Here is a 17,421-nt window from a genome sequence, read left to right as displayed (position 1 = left end):
GGATCACCGCCGTCCCACACCGGTGGGCCTACGCTGTGGCGGGTGTCGAGCCCCGCGCACCCCGCCCCCGAGGCCCTGGGCGGGCTGCTGCTGTTCCGCTACGTCGGGGTCCCCGTCGTGCTCGCGCCGTCGTGGTGGCTCGGCGCGCTCGCCATCGTCGTCCTCTACGCCCCGCTGGTCGGCAACTTCATCCCCGGCGCGGGCCCGGCGGAGACGGTCCTGCTGGCCGCCGCGTTCGCGGTGCTGCTCGGCGTCTCCGTGCTCGCCCACGAGCTGGGGCACTGCGTCGTCGCGCTGCGGCTGGGGCTGCCGGTGCGGCGGGTGCGGCTGTTCCTGCTCGGCGGCCTGTCCGAGATCGCGCGCACCCCGCGCAGGCCCGGCCACGAGGGCGTGGTGGCCGCGGCGGGCCCGGCGGTGTCGATCGCGCTCGCCGCGGTGTGCGGGGCCGCGCTGCTGGTCATGCCGCCCGGCGGCGCGGTGTGGCTGCTGGTGGTCGAGTGCGCCTTCGCCAACGTCGCCGTCGGCGTGTTCAACCTGCTGCCCGGCCTGCCGCTCGACGGCGGCCGGATGCTGCGCGCCGGGGTCTGGGCGCTGACCGGGCGGCGCCGCACGGGCACCAGGGCGGCCGTGGTCGGCGGGTGGGTCGTGGCCGCGGTGCTGGTGCTGTGGGCGCTGGCCGGCCTGGTGCAGGAGAGCCCGGACCGCTGGCTGCGGCTGGGCGTGTGCCTGCTGACCGCGTGGTTCGTCGTCGCCGGGGCGGGGGTCGAGCTGGCCTCCGACCAGTTCCGCGAATGGCCGCCCGGCCTGCGCCTGGCCGACCTGGTGCGCCCCGTGCTGCAGCTCCCCGCGGAGAGCCCGGTCGCCGACGCGCTCGCCGCCGCGGCCGGGCGCGGGGTCGTGCTGGTGCGCGCCGACGGGGTGGCCGCCGGGCTGCTGGACGAGGAGGTGGCCAGGGACCTGGCCGCGACCGCGCCGTTCACCCCGGCCGAGCGCGCCGCCGAGCCGATCATGCCCGACTCGGTGCTGCTGTCCTCCGAGCCGGGCGAGGACGTCGCCGAGCGGGTCCGGGCCACCTCGGCCGCCCAGTTCGTCGTGGTCGACGACGAGGGCAGGCCCGCGGGCGTGCTGCACCGCGACGACCTGCTGGCCGCGCTGGACGCCCGCCACTGACCCGCGCGCCCGCCCCACCCGACCGGTCTGCGACCATCTGCGGTCGATCCAGGTTCAGCGAGAGCGAGGCAGGGCGTTGCGGAAGGTCAGTGGACCGTTCGAGGTGGGGGACCGGGTACAGCTCACCGACCCGAAGGGCAGGCACTACACGCTGGTGCTGGCAGAGGGGGAGAAGTACCACACCCACCGGGGGGCGTTGGCCCACGACGACCTCATCGGCCTGCCGGAGGGCTCGGTGGTCACCTCGGCGGCGGGCACCGCCTACCTGGCGCTGCGCCCGCTGCTGAGCGACTACGTGCTCTCGATGCCGCGCGGGGCGCAGGTGATCTACCCCAAGGACGCGGCGCAGATCGTCATGCAGGGCGACATCTTCCCCGGGGCCAGGGTGCTCGAGGCCGGGGCGGGCTCGGGCGCGCTGACGTGCTCGCTGCTGCGCGCGGTCGGTCCCACCGGGACGGTGACGTCCTACGAGATCCGCGAGGACCACGCCGAGCACGCCGAGCGCAACGTGCGCCAGTTCTACGGCGAGCACCCGGAGAACTGGACGCTGACCGTCGCCGACCTCGCCGAGCACACCGGCGACGTCGACCGGGTCATCCTCGACATGCTCGCCCCGTGGGAGCAGTTGCCCACGGTCGCGGCCAACCTCATCCCGGGCGGTGTCCTGGTGGTCTACGTGGCCACCACGACCCAGCTCTCGCGGGTGGCGGAGGCGCTGCGCGAGCAGACCTGCTGGACCGAGCCGCACGCCTGGGAGACGCTGATCCGCCCGTGGCACGCGGTCGGCCTGGCCGTGCGCCCGGAGCACCGGATGATCGCGCACACCGCCTTCCTCATTACCTGCAGGCGCCTGGCCGACGGCGTGGTGACCCCGCGCCCGCAGCGCAGGCCGAGCAAGGGCTGAGCGGCGCCGGACGCGAGCGGGGCGGGNGGGACCGAGGTCCCGCCCCGCTCGCGTCCGCGTGCTGTCTCAGATGGTGACGCACCAACCGTTCGCGCCCTTGCGGAACAGGATGGGCACCGAGCTCTGCGAGCCACCGGGCCTCAGCGCGACCTGCGTGTCCAGTTGGGCGAGGCTCGCGCTGGTCTCCTTCGGCGGGCCGGACGCGGTCATCTTGCCCTCCTTCGTGCCCGCGATGGCGCTGAACATCACGCTCGGCTCGCCGGTGCAGGACAAGGCCTTGGCCTCGGCCTCGTCGCGGTTGTTGACCGCGGCGACGAAGCGGTTCGCGGCGGAGGTCAGGTCCGGGTCGCCGCCCGCGGCGCCGCCGCCCGGCGGGTCGGACTCGTCGGTCGGCTCGTCCTCGGGGGTGCTCAGCGGCGGACGGGTGACCGACCTCGGCGGGGTCCGCGAGGTGCTGGTGGCCTCCTCGTCCTCCGACGGCGCGGCTTCGCTGCTGCTGCTCGGCGGCGGCGGGGCGGCGCTGTCGCCGCCGCGGGTCAGGAAGAAGACCCCGAAGCCCGCCCCGACGAGGACGACCACCACGACGGCGACGATCGCCGCGATCACGCCGGTGTTCTTCTTCGGCGGCTGCCCGCCGGGTCCGCCGTAGCCGTAGGGGTTGTTGGGGTCGTAGCCCTGCTGCGGGTGGCCCTGCTGCTGGGCGTACGGGTTGTTGGGGTCGTACCCGCCCTGGGGGTACTGCTGGGTCGGGGGGTAGCCCTGCTGCGCGGGGTCGTGGCCCGGCTGCGGCTGGCCGTACGGGTTGCCCTGCTGGTTGTACGGGTCCTGCCCCCAGCCCCCTGGCTGCTGCGGTGGGTAGGTCATGAAGTGCAGACTCCTCGCTGGTCACCGGGGTTCCATCGGATCGGCGCGCCTTGAGGAGCAGGTTCCCCGACCTGGTGTGCCCGGATGATACGCACGATCACCGCGTGGTCACTGGCTGGACTTCTCGCCGCAGAACTTCCACTCGCCGGACTCCCGCACGACCTTGATCTCGATCGTGTACTTCGACGCCTTGCCGGTGTCGGCCGTGGTGAGCTCCAACTGGAACTTCGCCGAGGCGACGGTGCCGGTGATCGTCGGCTCCCGCGGGTCGGTCGCGGTGATCGAGTACGGGCGCAGCCGGTCCTCGAGGCTCGTGGTGTCGGTGCCGTACTTCTTCTTGTAGGCCGCGCAGGACTCGTTGACGACCTCGCCGAACGACTTGGACTCGTAGGCGTCCATGTAGGCCCGCAGCACCGCGGCGGGGCCGGTCTCGTCCGGTTCGGGCGCCGCGCTGCCGGTGCGCGAGCGGGGGGTCGTGCTGGGGCTGTCGTCGCCGCCGTCCTCGCTCTCGCTGGTCGCGGGCGGGGCCTGCTGCTCGCCGTTCGCGTTCGTGTCGTTGTCGCGCAGCAGGAAGTACGCGCCGATCCCGCCGCCGCCGAGCAGCAGCACGACGACGGCCACGATCGACACGATCATCGCGGTGTTCTTCTTGGGCGGCCCGCCGCCGGGGAAACCGGGCGCGGGGTAGCCCTGGTACGGGGGCTGGGGGAAGCCGCCGGGCCCCGGCTGGCCCTGGTTGTGGCCGTCGAACTGACCGGTGCCCTCGTACCCCTGCTGGGGGAAGCCGCCCGACCCGGGGTAGCCGCCGCCGTGGGGCTGGTTGCCGTGCTGCGGGTTGCCCCGCTGCTGACCCTGGTCCTGCCCCCAGCCGCCCCAGCCGCCGGTCTGGTCCGGTCCGCCGCCGTGGGACCCGGGCTGCTGCGGAGGGTAGGTCATGCTCGCCCCTGACTGTCGTTCTCGCGTGCCGCCGGTGCGCGACCTCGTCCGGGTGAACGGGAGCTGGTGTGGCCCCGTTCCCACGCCCCATCGTATTTGCCCGATCCGCCACCGCCGCCGAGGGTGGACCGATTGGGGCCTCGATCGGATGACGAAACAGGAACAATGCTGCTCAGCGCCACCGACCGGTCGCGCTCAGCCGTGGCGCCGCCGTGAGCGCCGTGCCCCGTCGCTGTGCCGGTCGACCGGGGCGTACGGCCGACGGTTGACCGCCGCGGTGTTCGTCGCCGCGTTCATCACCGCCGCCGCAAGGCTTCTGGTGTGCCCGTGTCGTGTCCACCCGTCAGGATGAGAACCGGAATCATTGTGATGCCGGTCACAGTGATGCTTACTCCTGGTGGCAGCCCGGGATGAGGGGCGGAGTCGTCTGCCCGCTGCGCTGCCACCCATGTGAGTGAAGAGGGGTGGCTGCGGTGCGTGACCGGCCGTGATGGCGTCGACCGTGCTCGCCAGTGCGGCCCGCCGGTCGTCGGATCGGTCCGCGGGCACGGTGCGTCAGGCTGCCGCCCGGCCGCCCGCGACCGTCCCGGGGCGGGCGTCGCCGGGTGCCTGCCCGCTTGTGCGAGCGCGGCCTCGGAGCGCGGTCCGAACTGGTCGGATGATGGCCGCGACGGGCCCACGGGCGGCTCGTTGCCGCCCGGTGTCGGCGGGGTGGCCGCCTGCTGGCCCGCAGGTGTGCCGGGGGTGCTCGGCGCGGGCCGCGGGCCATCGGGAAGGGGTTCCGGTGGCCGCGTCGTCGGGCGCTTCCCAGGGGCCGCCACCGGCCCCCGGGATGTAGCGCTGGGTGCCGGAGCGGTCGCGCGCGGTTGGCCTAGTGCGCAGACGCACCGTAGCGGTCCGCGTTCGCCCGTTCGCACCGGGACGGCAGGCCGGGGACCGCCGGCCCGGTGCCGCCGGGGCGCGACACGAGAGTTCCGGTCTCCACAACCCCTGTCGTTGTCGGTGATCGCCGGTACCGTATGGGTACGAGTTCGGGAGGAGGTGCCGACATGCAGCACGATCATCCCGGCAGTCGGCCAGAAAACGCCGATGACGAGCACGGTGACGCGCCCGACGGCGGGGCTGAGCGCCCTGACCGCTCGGAACAAGCGCAGATCCGTTTCCTCGAAGAGGAAGTCGCTCTGCTGCGCCGGAAACTGACGGAATCCCCACGGCATTCGCGGCTCCTCGAGCAGCGACTCGCTGAAGCGTCCGAGCGGGTGAGTCAACTCACCGAGCGGAACGCCAAGCTGGTCGACACGCTGCGCGAGGCCCGTGGCCAGTTGCTCGCACTGCGGGAGGAGGTCGACCGCCTCGCCCAGCCGCCCAGCGGCTACGGCGTGTACCTCGAGCGCTTCGAGGACGGCACGGTCGACGTGTTCACCGCGGGGCGCCGGATGCGCGTGTCGGTCTCGCCCGCTGTCGAGGCGGACACGCTGCGCCGCGGTCAGTCGGTGCGTCTCAACGAAGCCCTCACCGTGGTCGAGGGCGGCGGCTTCGAGCGCACCGGCGAGGTGTCCACGCTCCGCGAGCTGCTGCCCGCGGAGGAGGAGGACGGTCCGTCGCGCGCCCTCGTCGTCGGCCACGCCGACGAGGAGCGCGTGGTGTGGCTGGCCGACCCGCTGGCGGACTCCCCGCTCAAGGCGGGCGATTCGCTGCTGGTCGACGGCAAGTCCGGGTACGCCTACGAGCGGGTTCCCAAGGCCGAGGTCGAGGACCTCGTGCTGGAGGAGGTCCCGGACGTGGACTACCACGACATCGGCGGCCTGTTCCGGCAGATCGAGCAGATCCGCGACGCGGTGGAGCTGCCCTTCCTGCACAAGGACCTGTTCGCCGAGTACGAGCTGCGCCCGCCCAAGGGCGTGCTGCTCTACGGCCCGCCCGGCTGCGGCAAGACGCTGATCGCCAAGGCGGTGGCGAACTCGCTGGCCAAGAAGGTCGCCGCGGCCAGGGGCGACAGCGCGCCCAAGGACGCGAAGTCGTACTTCCTCAACATCAAGGGCCCCGAGCTGCTGAACAAGTTCGTGGGCGAGACCGAGCGCCACATCCGGCTCATCTTCCAGCGCGCCAGGGAGAAGGCCAGCGAGGGCACCCCGGTCATCGTGTTCTTCGACGAGATGGACTCGATCTTCCGGACCCGAGGGTCCGGTGTGTCCTCCGACGTCGAGACCACGATCGTCCCCCAGCTGCTCAGCGAGATCGACGGCGTGGAGGGCCTGGAGAACGTCATCGTCATCGGCGCGTCCAACCGCGAGGACATGATCGACCCGGCGATCCTGCGACCGGGCAGGCTCGACGTGAAGATCAAGATCGAGCGGCCGGACGTGGAGGCGGCGCGCGACATCTTCTCCAAGTACCTGACCAGCACCCTGCCGATCCACGCCGACGACCTCGCCGAGTTCGGCGGGGACCGGCGGGCGTGCGTCGACGGCATGATCCAGCACACGGTCGAGCGGATGTACGAGGAGACCGACGAGAACCGGTTCCTCGAGGTCACCTACGCCAACGGTGACAAGGAGGTCCTGTACTTCCGCGACTTCAACTCCGGCGCGATGATCCAGAACATCGTGGACCGGGCGAAGAAGTCGGCCATCAAGTCCGTGCTGGAGACCCAGCAGGCCGGCCTCCGCGTGCAGCACCTGCTGGACGCCATCGTCGACGAGTTCGCCGAGAACGAGGACCTGCCCAACACCACCAACCCCGACGACTGGGCGCGCATCTCCGGCAAGAAGGGCGAGCGCATCGTCTACATCCGGACGCTGGTCACCGGCAAGAACACCGAGACCGGGCGGGCGATAGACACCGCCAACAACACCGGTCAGTACCTGTAGCGCGCAGCGCAGGCGACAGGCCCCGCACCCGGTGGTGCGGGGCCTGTCGGCGCTCCAGGGGGCACAATCGCAGCCGTGTCCGCAGTCGTGAACCCCCAGGCCGCCCGCCTCGCGCTCGGCCTCGCCGCCCTGGGCCGTCCCGCCTACATCAACCGCGGCCGCGCGGGCGCCCTGCCCCGCCGCCGCGGCGTCGAGGAGATGCGGGCCAACACCTTCGACGTCCTCGACGCCGCGCACGCCGCGGGCCTGCGCCGGGTCGACGCCGCCCGCTCCTACGGCCTGGCCGAGGAGTTCCTCGCGGGCTGGCTCGACCTGCGCGGGCACACCGACGTCGTGGTGACGTCCAAGTGGGGATACGCCTACGTCGGCGGCTGGCGCCTGGACGCGCCCGTGCACGAGTCCAAGGAGCACTCGCTGGCGCGGTTCACCGCCCAGTTCGCCGAGACCCGCGCCCTGCTCGGGGAGCAGGTCTCGCTGTACCAAGTGCACTCGCTCACCGCGGACAGCCCCCTGTTCGCCGACGAGCCGCTGCTGGACGCGCTCGCCGCCGTCGCCGCGTCCGGCAGGCGGCTGGGCTTCTCCACCTCCGGACCGGCCCAGGCCGACACCATCCGCCGCGGCCTGGACCTCGAGCGCGCGGGCGTGCGCCTGTTCACCGCCGTCCAGTCCACCTGGAACCTGCTGGAGACCTCGGCCGGGCACGCGCTCGCCGAGGCGCGCGCCGCTGGGGTCGAGGTGACCGTCAAGGAGGCGCTGGCCAACGGCCGCCTCGCCGTCGACCCGCCGCCCGCCGTCGCCGAGGCCGCCGCCCGCGCCGGGGTCGGCCCGGACGCCGTGGCGCTCGGCGCGGCGCTGGCCACCCCCTGGGCCGACGTGGTCCTGCTCGGCCCGGCGAGCCCCGCGCAGCTCGCCGAGAACCTGGCCGCGACCAGCGCGACGGCCGCCGACCTGCCCGACCTCGCCGAGACCCCCGACGAGTACTGGACCACCCGATCGGCGTTGCCCTGGGATTAGGCCGCGCCTGACCCACCCGGGTTCACAGTGGCCGCCGAGGCCGGTAAGTTGCCGGTGATCCCCACCGCCGAACCGCCCTAGGACGCCCCCGTTGCGCCGTATGCCCGCGCTGGCCGCCGTCGCCACCGCCCTGCCAGCAGCCCTGCTCGCGAGCTGCTCGAACCGGCCCAACGACCTCTACACCTACTACGACGGGCCGACCTCCGAGGTCGTCAGCAGCCCCGCCGCCCCGCCGCCCGCGCCGCCGACGAGCACCACCCCGCCGCGGCCCGCGCCCGCCGCCCTGGTGGCATCCGCCGGGCTCACGGCCGCTGACCTGGCCGAGGAGGAGGTGACCGCGCAGCAGGCCCCGACCAAGGCCGCGTCGGTCACCCTCCCCGACTGCCGCCTCGACCTGGGCGAGGACGTCGACGCGGGCAGCGAGGCCTCCTGGACCTACGCCCGCGGGTCGGTGCTGCGCCAGTACACCGTCCACACGGCCGAGACCGCGACCCTCGACGAGGCCGAGGCCACCATCGAGCAGTGCCGCAACTTCAAGATCGACGGTGTCACCCACACCATCGACGAGGGCGCGACGCTGAGCGCGATCGCCGCCGCCGACGACCAGTTGACCTGGTGCGCGACGACGAACCGTAAGGTCATCTGCACCGTGCTGCTGGCCAAGGGCAACCTGGTCACCGCGGTCTCGGTCGAATCGGGCACCGCCAGGGGCGCCCGGGAGGCGATCACCCGGATCGCCCCGGTCGCCGCGGCCGCCCTCTCCCGCGCCGACCGCCCCTAGCCCCCCGCGCCGGCGTGGCGAGCGCCACTGCGGCCACCCGGGTGACGGGGCGGCGCGGCTCACCCCGTCGCTGTCGGTCCGAACCCGTAGGGTGGCGCTCATGCGGCGGATCATGGGAACCGAGGTGGAGTACGGCATCGCGGTGCCGGGCGACCCGACGGCGAACCCGGTGTTGACATCGACCCAGGTCGTGCTGGCCTACGCCGCGGCGGCGGACATCCCGCGGGCCCGGCGGGCGCGCTGGGACTACGAGGTGGAGTCGCCGCTGCGCGACGCGCGCGGGTTCGACCTGGGCGTGCCCGGCATGCCCCCCACCGACCCCGACGTCGAGGACCTGGGCGCGGCCAACGTCATCCTGACCAACGGCGCCCGCCTCTACGTCGACCACGCGCACCCGGAGTACTCCGCGCCCGAGGTCACCAACGCCCGCGACGCGGTCATCTGGGACAAGGCGGGGGAGCGGGTCATGGAGGAGGCCGCCATCCGCGCGGCCAGCGTCCCCGGCCAGCCCCGGCTGCAGCTCTACAAGAACAACATCGACAACAAGGGCGCCAGCTACGGCACCCACGAGAACTACCTCATGGCCCGCGGCACCCCGTTCACCTCGGTGATCGGCGGGCTCACCCCGTTCTTCGCCTCCCGCCAGGTCATCTGCGGCTCCGGCCGGGTCGGCCTCGGCGCCTCCGGCGACGAGGCGGGCTTCCAGCTCTCGCAGCGCGCGGACTACATCGAGGTCGAGGTCGGCCTGGAGACCACGCTCAAGCGCGGCATCATCAACACCCGCGACGAGCCGCACGCCGACGCCGACAAGTACCGGCGGCTGCACGTCATCATCGGCGACGCCAACCTCGCCGAGACCTCGACCTACCTCAAGGTCGGCACCGCCGCGCTGGTGATCGACCTGATCGAGGCGGGCGTCCGCTTCGACCACCTCAAGCTGGCCGACCCGGTCCGCGCCGTGCACACCATCAGCCACGACCCCACGCTCAAGGCCACCGTCGAGCTGACCAACGGCCGCAAGTTCACCGGCCTCGACATCCAGGCCGCCTACCACGACCTGGCCGCCGAGCACCTCGACCGCACCGAGCCCGACCAGGTCGGGCGCGACGTGCTCGAGAGCTGGGGCCGGATCATCGACGAGTTGCGCCGCGACCCGATGGAGACCGCCGACCGCCTGGACTGGACCGCCAAGCTGCGGCTGCTCGAGGGCTTCCGCGAGCGCGACGGCCTGAGCTGGAACTCCCACCGGCTGCAACTGGTCGACCTGCAGTACTCCGACGTGCGCCTGGACAAGGGCCTCTACAACCGGCTCGTCGCCCGCGGCTCGATGAAGCGCCTGGTCACCGAGGATGAGGTGCGCGCGGCGGTCACCACACCCCCGCAGGACACCCGCGCCTACTTCCGCGGCCGCTGCCTGGAGCGCTACCCGACCGCGATCGCCGCCGCGAGCTGGGACTCGGTCATCTTCGACCTGGGCCGCGAGTCGCTGGTGCGCATCCCCACCCTCGAGCCGCTGCGCGGCACGAAGCAGCACGTCGGGGCCCTGCTCGACGCGGCGAACACCGCCGAGGAGCTGGTGGACGCGCTGACCGGCGCGGCCAAGCGCTGACCGGTCCCGCGCCCGTGGTCGGGAGTTCGCCATGAGCCGAATTCCGATCACGAGCCGGGCGCGGACCGCGACGAATGCCGGTCCGGCTCGGTAGGGTTCGGGTAGGCAGCCAACACCGGGAGGCGACATGTCCCAGGAGCAGCAGCAGAAGCAGGGCGGCGGCGACGGCGACGAGGGGACCGAGGCCACCACGGCGGCCGGTCAGGAGCGCCGGGAGAAGCTCGGCGACGACACCGACGCCATCCTCGACGAGATCGACGACGTCCTCGAGGAGAACGCCGAGGACTTCGTCCGGGCCTACGTGCAGAAGGGCGGCGAGTAGCCGCCCCGCCAGCCCGTGCCCCCACCGCACCGCGCGACCCGAAAGTAGGCCGAAAGCAGGCATGGAACACATCTCGCCCCGAGGCGGGCTCGGCACCGGGCTGCCGTCCGCTTACCTGTCGGCGGGCACGTCGTCGTTCACCGACTTCCTGCGCGTGCAGGCCCCCGAGCTCATGCCAGGGGGCACTGGCGGGAAGCCGATGACCGTCGACGCCCGGTTCGAGCCGCGCCAGGACGTCCCGCACGGCACCACGATCGTCGCGGTCGCCTTCGCGGGCGGCGTCCTGATCGCGGGCGACCGCCGGGCCACGCAGGGCCACATCATCGCCCAGCGCGACGTCGAGAAGGTCTACGTCACCGACGACTACTCCTCGGTCGGCATCGCGGGCACCGCGGGCCTGGCCATCGAGATGGTCAAGCTCTACACGGTGGAGCTGCAGCACTACGAGAAGATCGAGGGCGTGGCGCTGTCGCTGGACGGCAAGGCGAACAAGCTCTCCAGCATGGTGCGGGGCAACCTGGACGTCGCGCTGGCCGGGCTGGCGGTGCTGCCGCTGTTCGTCGGGTTCGACCTGGTCGAGAACCGCGGCCGGATCGTGTCCTACGACATCACCGGCGGCCGGTCGGAGGAGCGCGCGGGCTTCCACGCCATCGGCTCCGGCTCGCTGTACGCGCGGTCCTCGCTCAAGAAGCTCTACGAGCCCGGCGCCGACCGGGACACCGCCGTGCGCGCCGCCGTAGAGGCGCTGTGGGACGCCGCGGACGACGACTCGGCCACCGGCGGACCGGACCTGGCCAGGCGCATCTTCCCGAGCATCGTCACGATCACCGCCGAGGACGGCGCGGTCCGCGTCCCCGAGGACGAGGCCGGGGCGGTCGCCGAGGCCGTCGTCGCGGGCCGGGCGGAGCGGCCACGCGGATGAGCACCCCCACCACCACCGGCAAGACGAAGGAGCCCGCGCTGTGACGATGCCGTTGTACGCCTCTCCCGAGCAGCTCATGCGCGACCGCTCGGAGTACGCCCGCAAGGGCATCGCCCGGGGCCGCAGCGTCATCGCGCTCAAGTACGTCGACGGGGTGGTCTTCGTGGCCGAGAACCCGTCGTCGACCCTGCACAAGGTCTCCGAGATCCACGACCGGATCGGGTTCGCGGCAGCAGGCCGCTACTCCGAGTACGAGAGCCTGCGCCGCGGCGGCATCCGCCACGTCGACCTGTGGGGCTACTCCTACGACCGCCGCGACGTGTCCGCCCGCCAGTTGGCCAACGTCTACGCCCAGACCCTCGGCACCATCTTCACCGAACAGGTGAAGCCGATGGAGGTCGAGCTCTGCGTGGCCGAGGTCGGCGACACCGCCGCGACCGACCAGCTCTACCGGCTCACCTACGACGGCTCCATCGTCGACGAGCCGCAGTTCCTGGTCATGGGTGGCCACACGGACCCGATCGTCACCTTCGTCAAGGAGAGCTACGTCGAGGGCCAGACCCTGCGGGCCGCCGTCGGCTTGGCGCTGCGCGCCCTGACCTCGGCCACGTCCAACGGCGCCGCGGCCGACCCGCCGCTGGGCAGGCTCGAGGTGGCCGTCCTGGACCGCACCCGCCCCCGCCGCGCCTTCCGCCGGGTCGAGGGCGCCGCGCTCGACGCGCTGCTGCCCGTGAGCGAGACCGCGCCCGACGCCGACGAGGAGTCCCCGGCCAAGCCCGTCGAGGACGTGCAGCTCCCGCCGGACGACGCGGGCGCGTGACCAGCCCGGCCGGTGGTCGCCCCCGNCACCGGCCCTGGTCTCAAGGTCGCGGCTCGCCGATCGGGGCAGCCGACGACGTGCGGCCCGGACCGCCCGCAGAGCCCCGCAGGTCCGCCAAGCGAACCCTGCCCCACTTCCGCCCACCCAGGGTGTGCAGCACCGCTCCCTGCCCGCAGACCTCGGTCCACCCCTTCCAGCCGGTCAGCGGGAGGTCGACCACCCGCTGCTCCTCGAACCGCCCCGCCCCGCCCCGCCCCACGAGGCCATCTCCCGCCCGCGGGCCCGGACCAGCAGGGGACCACCGAAGGCGCCGACCGAAAGCCACGTCTCGGTATCGGTCACGTTCAGGGCGGTGCACTCGTTCACCGGTCTCGCCGCGGCGCCCCAGGCGACCTCCCCGCCCAGGTTGAGGCCGCGGTCCAGCCGCACCACCCAGTCGGGGAGAACGCGCCTTCCTCGGTGTAACCGACCCACACCTCGCCGGACCTCGTGGCCGCCACGAGGGACGGGCGCTCCCCAACGGCCACCCGGCGTCGGACCCGCCCGTCCGGGCCGCACAGGGCGGCGTTGAACTCGCCCATCCCGACACGGCGGACCAGCCGCGATCCAGGGGTGCTCCGACAGGTTCCCCCGCAGCTCGGTCACCTCGACAGCGCCGTGCGGGGATTGGGCCGTCACCCACACCGCCGCGCCTTCCCACACCGTGCCCAGCTCACCCGACGGGCCGATCAACGACCCTCTGCGCCGTGCGGGCACGGTCGCCGCAGCAGCACCCCCGCCGCGCCTTCCAGCGCGTCGACGAGCCCGCCCCCACCAGACTCCCGCCGGACGACGCGGGCGCGTGACCCCTGGCTTGGGCCGGTGGTCGTCACGAGAGCGACCACCGGCCCAAGCTGGGTACCCGAGTCGGCGACCTCGATCAGCCCGCCGCCGCTTGCGCCGCCGCGTGCAGGAACTCCACCATCCCCGGCACCTGCTGGTCCGGCCGCACCGCGAAGGCGAACTGCTCGGCGTCCCGCAGGTACTGCTCGGTGATCAACACCTGCATCGCGGGCGTGCACTCGAAGAACCGCCCCAGCAGCTCCCGGTGTCCCCGTGCCACCGCGGCTCCCTGCGCCGAGGCCGGTGCGACCCCCGACTCCACAGCGGCGCGCAACTCGCCCACCCACACGTCGCTGTCGGCCCTGCCCGCCAGCCAGTCCTCCTTCGACCAGCCCGCCGTGCGCTCCTTGCTCTCCTGCCACTGCGGCGTGTCCCCCCAGCGCTGCTCGGCCCGCTCCGCGTAGCCCGGCTCCGGCCGCCACTCGCCGAAGACCTCGAACCGCTCCTCCGGGTTCAGGTTGACGCCCATCTTCTCCGCCTCCAACTCGCGGTCCACCGCCGCGACCATGGCGCCCAGCCGGTCGGCCCGCTCGACCAGCAGGGCCCGCTGCTCGCGCAGCCTGCCCTCCCGGTCGACGGCCGGGTCGTCCAGCAGCGACGCGATCCGTTCGAGGGGGAACCCGAGCTGGCGGTAGAGCAACACCGCCTGCAACCGGTCCAGGTCGACCCGCCCGTAGCGCCGGTACCCCGCCGGGGTGCGCGCGCCGGGGCGCACCAGCCCGATCCGGTCGTAGTGGTGCAGCGCGCGCACAGTGACGCCGCTCAGCCGCGCCACCTCACCCACCGTCCAGCTCATGCCCACCTCCTTGACGTGAACGAGCCTGTCGCCTGACGCGACGTCAGGGTCAAGCGCTAGTCGGCGCGGTAGATGGACAGGGCCCTGGGCTCGCTGCGGAAGTGGAAGTGGTTGCCCAGCGGGCCGACCTCACCGTCGGTGGCGACGCGGCGGTGGCCGTCGAGCAGGCGGACCTCCAGGGCCACCGTGTCGTACTGGCGGTAGACGTGACTGCGGGTCAAGGTGCGGGTCAGGGTCGCCAGGACGAAGCGGGCGCGGGAGTAGGGGGAGTCGGCGCGCAGGTAGCGGACGTCGAGGAGGCCGGTGTCCAGGGCGGGGCGGCGGCTGGGGGCGAAGCCCTTGGGCTCGTAGGTGCCGTTGCCGACGAACAGCATCCAGACCCGTTCGCGCCGCCCGTCCAGGTCGACCTCTATCGGATGGGCGCCGCGCAGCGTGCGGATCAGGGCGATGGCGCCCGCGGGCCACCTCGCCCACTTGCGCGACTCCAGCAGCTCGCGCATCCGCACCATCTCGGGGTAGCCGCCGAGGCTGGCGGTGTTGACGAACCACCGGTGCTCCACGCCGCCCGCGCCGTCGCCGATCTGGACGCCCGCCAGGTCCATCCGCACGCCGGAGCCGGTCGCCGCCGCCCGCTGCGCGTCGTCCGTGGTGGCCACGCCGACGTCGCGGGCGAAGTGGTTGAGCGTGCCCGCCGGGATCAGCACCAGCGGCAGCCGGTGCTCCGCGGCCACCGCCGCGACGGCGGCCACGGTGCCGTCGCCCCCCGCCACGCCCAGGGCCCGGACCTCGCCGGGGGAGGCGGTCAGCGCCTCGGCGAGCTGCTCGACGATGCCCTTGCCCGGCTCCGGGGCCAGCACCGTCGCCCTGGGCCAGCGGCGCAGCACCTCCTCGCCGGGGTCGACGCCGCCGGGGCCGGAGTTCGGGTTCGCCAGCACGAGCAGGCCCGCCCCCGCCTCCAACGCAGGCGGGTCCGCCCGGTGCGCGGTGTGGCCGGGGCCCTCCTCATGGTCGGACTTGGGCCACCAGTGCCGGGTCGCCCACGCCGCGCCGAGGCCGATCGCCGAGCCCGCCGCGACGTCGGTCGGCCAGTGCACGCCGGTGTGGACCCTCGAGTACGCCACCGCCACCGCCAGCGGGGCCAGGGCCACCGCCGCCAGCGGGGACTCCATGGCCACCGCCGCGGTGAACGCCACCGCGGAGGCCGAGTGGCCGGAGGGGAACGAGGAGCTGGTCGGCCGCGTGGTCAACCGCCGGTGCTGGGGCAGCAGCTCGGCCGCCGGGCGCCTGCGCGGGAACAGGTTCTTGGCCACCAGGTTCGCGCTCGTGCTGGCGATGGCGATGGCGCCGACGCCGCGCAGCGCCGCCCGCCTCGTCGACCCCGGGCGCGCGGCGAGCAGCGCCGCGACGGCGAACCACAGCCTGCCCTTGTTCGCCGACGTCGACAGCGCCTTGAGCGCCGCGTCCGCCCCGGTGCGGGGCACAGCGGCGCTGCGGGTCATCAGGTCGAGGTCCAGGCGGCCGACCCGCCGCGCCGACATGCGCACTCGTCCGAACACGATGGTGCATTCAACCCGAACCAGGTGATATCCGCCGGTTGGGCGGGCCTGGTCACGGTGCGCTCGATAACAACATGTGGCGCACCCCGATCGGCGCACGGTAACCGGGCGCGTTAGGGCCTAGGCTTGCAGGATGCAGCGGCGGATCTTCGGCATCGAAACCGAGTTCGGCGTGACCTGCACGTTCCACGGACAGCGCAGGCTGTCGCCGGACGAGGTCGCGCGGTACCTGTTCCGGCGGGTGGTCTCGTGGGGGCGTTCCTCGAACGTTTTCCTGCGCAACGGATCACGCCTCTACCTCGACGTCGGGTCGCACCCGGAGTACGCGACCGCGGAGTGCGACAACCTCGTCCAGTTGGTCACCCACGACAAGGCGGGGGAGCGGATCCTGGAGGACCTGCTCGTCGACGCCGAGCGGCGGCTGGCCGACGAGGGCATCGGCGGCGACATCTTCCTGTTCAAGAACAACACCGACTCGGCGGGCAACTCCTACGGCTGCCACGAGAACTTCCTGGTCACTCGGGCGGGTGAGTTCTCCCGCATCGCCGACGTGCTGCTGCCGTTCCTGGTCACGCGGCAGTTGATCTGCGGGGCGGGCAAGGTGCTGCAGACCCCGCGCGGGGCCGTCTACTGCCTCTCGCAGCGCGCCGAGCACATCTGGGAGGGCGTCTCCAGCGCCACCACGCGCTCGCGCCCGATCATCAACACCCGCGACGAGCCGCACGCCGACGCCGAGCGCTACCGGCGCCTGCACGTCATCGTCGGCGACTCGAACATGTCCGAGTCGACCACCCTGCTCAAGGTCGGCACGGCCAACCTGGTGCTGGAGATGATCGAGGAGGGCGTGCAGTTCCGGGACTTCGCCCTGGACAACCCGATCCGCGCCATCCGCGAGATCAGCCACGACCTGACCGGCCGCCGCCTGGTGCGCCTGGCCGGGGGCCGGGAGGCCTCCGCGCTCGACATCCAGCGCGAGTACTACGCCAAGGCCGTGGAGCACGTCGCCCGCCGCTCGCCGGACCCGCTCACCGAGCGCGTGGTCGAGCTGTGGGGCCGGGTGCTCGACTCGATCGAGCAGCAGGACCTGTCCAAGATCGACCGCGAGGTCGACTGGGCGATCAAGCACAAGCTGGTCGAGCGCTACCGGGCCAAGCACGACCTGGAGCTGTCCAGCCCGCGCATCGCCCAGATCGACCTGGCCTACCACGACATCCGCCGTGGCCGGGGCATCTTCGACCTGCTCCAGCGCAAGGACCTGGTGGCGCGGGTGACCGACGACAGCGAGATCGAGCTCGCGAAGGACTCCCCGCCGCAGACCACCCGGGCCAAGCTGCGCGGCGACTTCATCGCCGCCGCCCAGCACGCGGGCCGCGACTTCACCGTCGACTGGGTGCACCTCAAGCTCAACGACCAGGCGCAGCGCACCGTGCTGTGCAAGGACCCGTTCCGGGCCGTCGACGAGCGGGTCGAGCGGCTGATCGCCTCGCTGTAGGGGCGCGCTGACGAAACGGGGAGGGGCCGCGTCCAGCAGGACGCGGCCCCTCCCGGTGTTCAGGCGGTTCAGCTGAGCGGGACGACCTTGTCCGCCTGCGGACCCTTGGGGCCCTGCACGACCTCGAACTCGACCTGCTGGTTCTCCTCCAGCGAGCGGTAGCCGCTGGACTGGATCGCGCTGAAGTGGACGAACACGTCAGGGCCGCCCTCCTGGGCGATGAAGCCGAAGCCCTTCTCCGCGTTGAACCACTTGACGGTGCCAGTCGCCATGCCTGTTCCTGTTCCAACCCGGGCGCCGCCGATCAGCACCCTCGTCCCGATCAACGATAGCGGCGTTCGGCGTCCTGCCCCAGGTGTCTTTCGCCGCGGATCGTTGCCACACAACGACTCCGTCCTCGGGACTCCTCGATGTCGTATCCGCTATCGAGATACCGGGCAACGGGTGGCCGCCCGCGGATCCCCGGCCTGTTTGCCGCTGTTC

The 17,421-nt window shown here is 72.9% G+C and carries 15 protein-coding genes; 10 read left to right on the top strand and 5 right to left on the bottom strand.

Going from position 1 to position 17,421, the window contains the following annotated elements:
- Nucleotides 1-42 precede the first annotated feature (42 nt).
- Nucleotides 43-1,170: a site-2 protease family protein gene (locus GCL84_RS14540; protein ID WP_156755991.1), complete on the top strand. Its 1,128-nt coding sequence runs from the start codon at nt 43-45 to the stop codon at nt 1,168-1,170.
- Nucleotides 1,171-1,246: 76 nt separating this feature from the next.
- Nucleotides 1,247-2,074, top strand: coding sequence for a tRNA (adenine-N1)-methyltransferase (locus GCL84_RS14535; RefSeq protein ID WP_156755990.1), 828 nt, complete (start codon nt 1,247-1,249; stop codon nt 2,072-2,074).
- Between the two features lie 66 nt (nt 2,075-2,140).
- Here GCL84_RS14535 and GCL84_RS14530 read toward each other — a convergent pair whose 3' ends face one another.
- Nucleotides 2,141-2,938, bottom strand: coding sequence for a hypothetical protein (locus GCL84_RS14530; RefSeq protein WP_156755989.1), 798 nt, complete (start codon nt 2,936-2,938; stop codon nt 2,141-2,143).
- Nucleotides 2,939-3,046: 108 nt separating this feature from the next.
- Nucleotides 3,047-3,874: a hypothetical protein gene (locus tag GCL84_RS14525; protein WP_156755988.1), complete on the bottom strand. Its 828-nt coding sequence runs from the start codon at nt 3,872-3,874 to the stop codon at nt 3,047-3,049.
- A 1,049-nt stretch (nt 3,875-4,923) separates the two neighbouring features.
- Between GCL84_RS14525 and arc the strand changes: the two genes are divergently transcribed.
- From arc to prcA, 7 genes are all read left to right on the top strand, one after another.
- Nucleotides 4,924-6,744: a proteasome ATPase gene (gene arc / locus GCL84_RS14520; RefSeq protein ID WP_156755987.1), complete on the top strand. Its 1,821-nt coding sequence runs from the start codon at nt 4,924-4,926 to the stop codon at nt 6,742-6,744.
- A 75-nt stretch (nt 6,745-6,819) separates the two neighbouring features.
- Nucleotides 6,820-7,758, top strand: coding sequence for an aldo/keto reductase (locus GCL84_RS14515; RefSeq protein ID WP_235926250.1), 939 nt, complete (start codon nt 6,820-6,822; stop codon nt 7,756-7,758).
- Nucleotides 7,759-7,849: 91 nt separating this feature from the next.
- Nucleotides 7,850-8,539 (top strand): hypothetical protein, encoded by a 690-nt coding sequence (locus GCL84_RS14510; RefSeq protein ID WP_156755986.1) that lies wholly within the window; start codon nt 7,850-7,852, stop codon nt 8,537-8,539.
- Between the two features lie 100 nt (nt 8,540-8,639).
- Nucleotides 8,640-10,148 carry a depupylase/deamidase Dop gene (gene dop / locus GCL84_RS14505; RefSeq protein ID WP_156755985.1) on the top strand — a complete coding sequence of 503 codons (1,509 nt, stop codon included), beginning with the start codon at nt 8,640-8,642 and terminating at the stop codon, nt 10,146-10,148.
- A gap of 127 nt (nt 10,149-10,275) precedes the next feature.
- Entirely contained in the window at nt 10,276-10,470 is a 195-nt protein-coding gene (locus GCL84_RS14500; RefSeq protein ID WP_156755984.1) for a ubiquitin-like protein Pup, read from the top strand.
- Between the two features lie 61 nt (nt 10,471-10,531).
- Nucleotides 10,532-11,392 carry a proteasome subunit beta gene (gene prcB / locus GCL84_RS14495; RefSeq protein WP_156755983.1) on the top strand — a complete coding sequence of 287 codons (861 nt, stop codon included), beginning with the start codon at nt 10,532-10,534 and terminating at the stop codon, nt 11,390-11,392.
- Nucleotides 11,393-11,432: 40 nt separating this feature from the next.
- Nucleotides 11,433-12,212, top strand: a complete 780-nt coding sequence (prcA, locus tag GCL84_RS14490; RefSeq protein WP_156755982.1) for a proteasome subunit alpha — start codon at nt 11,433-11,435, stop codon at nt 12,210-12,212.
- Nucleotides 12,213-13,131: 919 nt separating this feature from the next.
- Here prcA and GCL84_RS14485 read toward each other — a convergent pair.
- Together GCL84_RS14485 and GCL84_RS14480 are read right to left on the bottom strand one after the other, a co-directional pair.
- A complete protein-coding gene (locus GCL84_RS14485; protein WP_156755981.1) occupies nt 13,132-13,890 on the bottom strand; it encodes a MerR family transcriptional regulator in 759 nt (252 codons plus the stop codon).
- Nucleotides 13,891-13,946: 56 nt separating this feature from the next.
- Nucleotides 13,947-15,446, bottom strand: a complete 1,500-nt coding sequence (locus GCL84_RS14480) for a bifunctional phosphatase PAP2/diacylglycerol kinase family protein (RefSeq protein ID WP_156755980.1) — start codon at nt 15,444-15,446, stop codon at nt 13,947-13,949.
- Nucleotides 15,447-15,579: 133 nt separating this feature from the next.
- On the opposite strand from GCL84_RS14480, the gene pafA reads away from it, so the two are divergent.
- Complete coding sequence (pafA, locus tag GCL84_RS14475) at nt 15,580-16,938, top strand: Pup--protein ligase (RefSeq protein WP_156755979.1); 1,359 nt, start codon at nt 15,580-15,582, stop codon at nt 16,936-16,938.
- A gap of 68 nt (nt 16,939-17,006) precedes the next feature.
- Here pafA and GCL84_RS14470 read toward each other — a convergent pair whose 3' ends face one another.
- Nucleotides 17,007-17,210: a cold-shock protein gene (locus GCL84_RS14470; RefSeq protein WP_156755978.1), complete on the bottom strand. Its 204-nt coding sequence runs from the start codon at nt 17,208-17,210 to the stop codon at nt 17,007-17,009.
- Nucleotides 17,211-17,421 lie beyond the last annotated feature (211 nt).

This window comes from Actinokineospora pegani (genome assembly GCF_009745975.1).
Taxonomy (GTDB): Bacteria; Actinomycetota; Actinomycetes; order Mycobacteriales; family Pseudonocardiaceae; genus Actinokineospora; species Actinokineospora pegani.
Note: the sequence above shows the minus strand (reverse complement) of the source record. Positions and strands in the feature narration are given on the sequence as shown.

Bases quoted from the DNA above. Each gene is read 5' to 3' on its own strand.
- GCL84_RS14530 (WP_156755989.1), bottom strand. From the start codon at position 2,938: ATGACCTACCCACCGCAGCAGCCAGGGGGCTGGGGGCAGGACCCGTAC.
- GCL84_RS14525 (WP_156755988.1), bottom strand. From the start codon at position 3,874: ATGACCTACCCTCCGCAGCAGCCCGGGTCCCACGGCGGCGGACCGGAC.
- arc (WP_156755987.1), top strand. From the start codon at position 4,924: ATGCAGCACGATCATCCCGGCAGTCGGCCAGAAAACGCCGATGACGAG.
- dop (WP_156755985.1), top strand. From the start codon at position 8,640: ATGCGGCGGATCATGGGAACCGAGGTGGAGTACGGCATCGCGGTGCCG.
- GCL84_RS14500 (WP_156755984.1), top strand. From the start codon at position 10,276: ATGTCCCAGGAGCAGCAGCAGAAGCAGGGCGGCGGCGACGGCGACGAG.
- prcB (WP_156755983.1), top strand. From the start codon at position 10,532: ATGGAACACATCTCGCCCCGAGGCGGGCTCGGCACCGGGCTGCCGTCC.
- GCL84_RS14485 (WP_156755981.1), bottom strand. From the start codon at position 13,890: ATGAGCTGGACGGTGGGTGAGGTGGCGCGGCTGAGCGGCGTCACTGTG.
- pafA (WP_156755979.1), top strand. From the start codon at position 15,580: ATGCAGCGGCGGATCTTCGGCATCGAAACCGAGTTCGGCGTGACCTGC.
- GCL84_RS14470 (WP_156755978.1), bottom strand. From the start codon at position 17,210: ATGGCGACTGGCACCGTCAAGTGGTTCAACGCGGAGAAGGGCTTCGGC.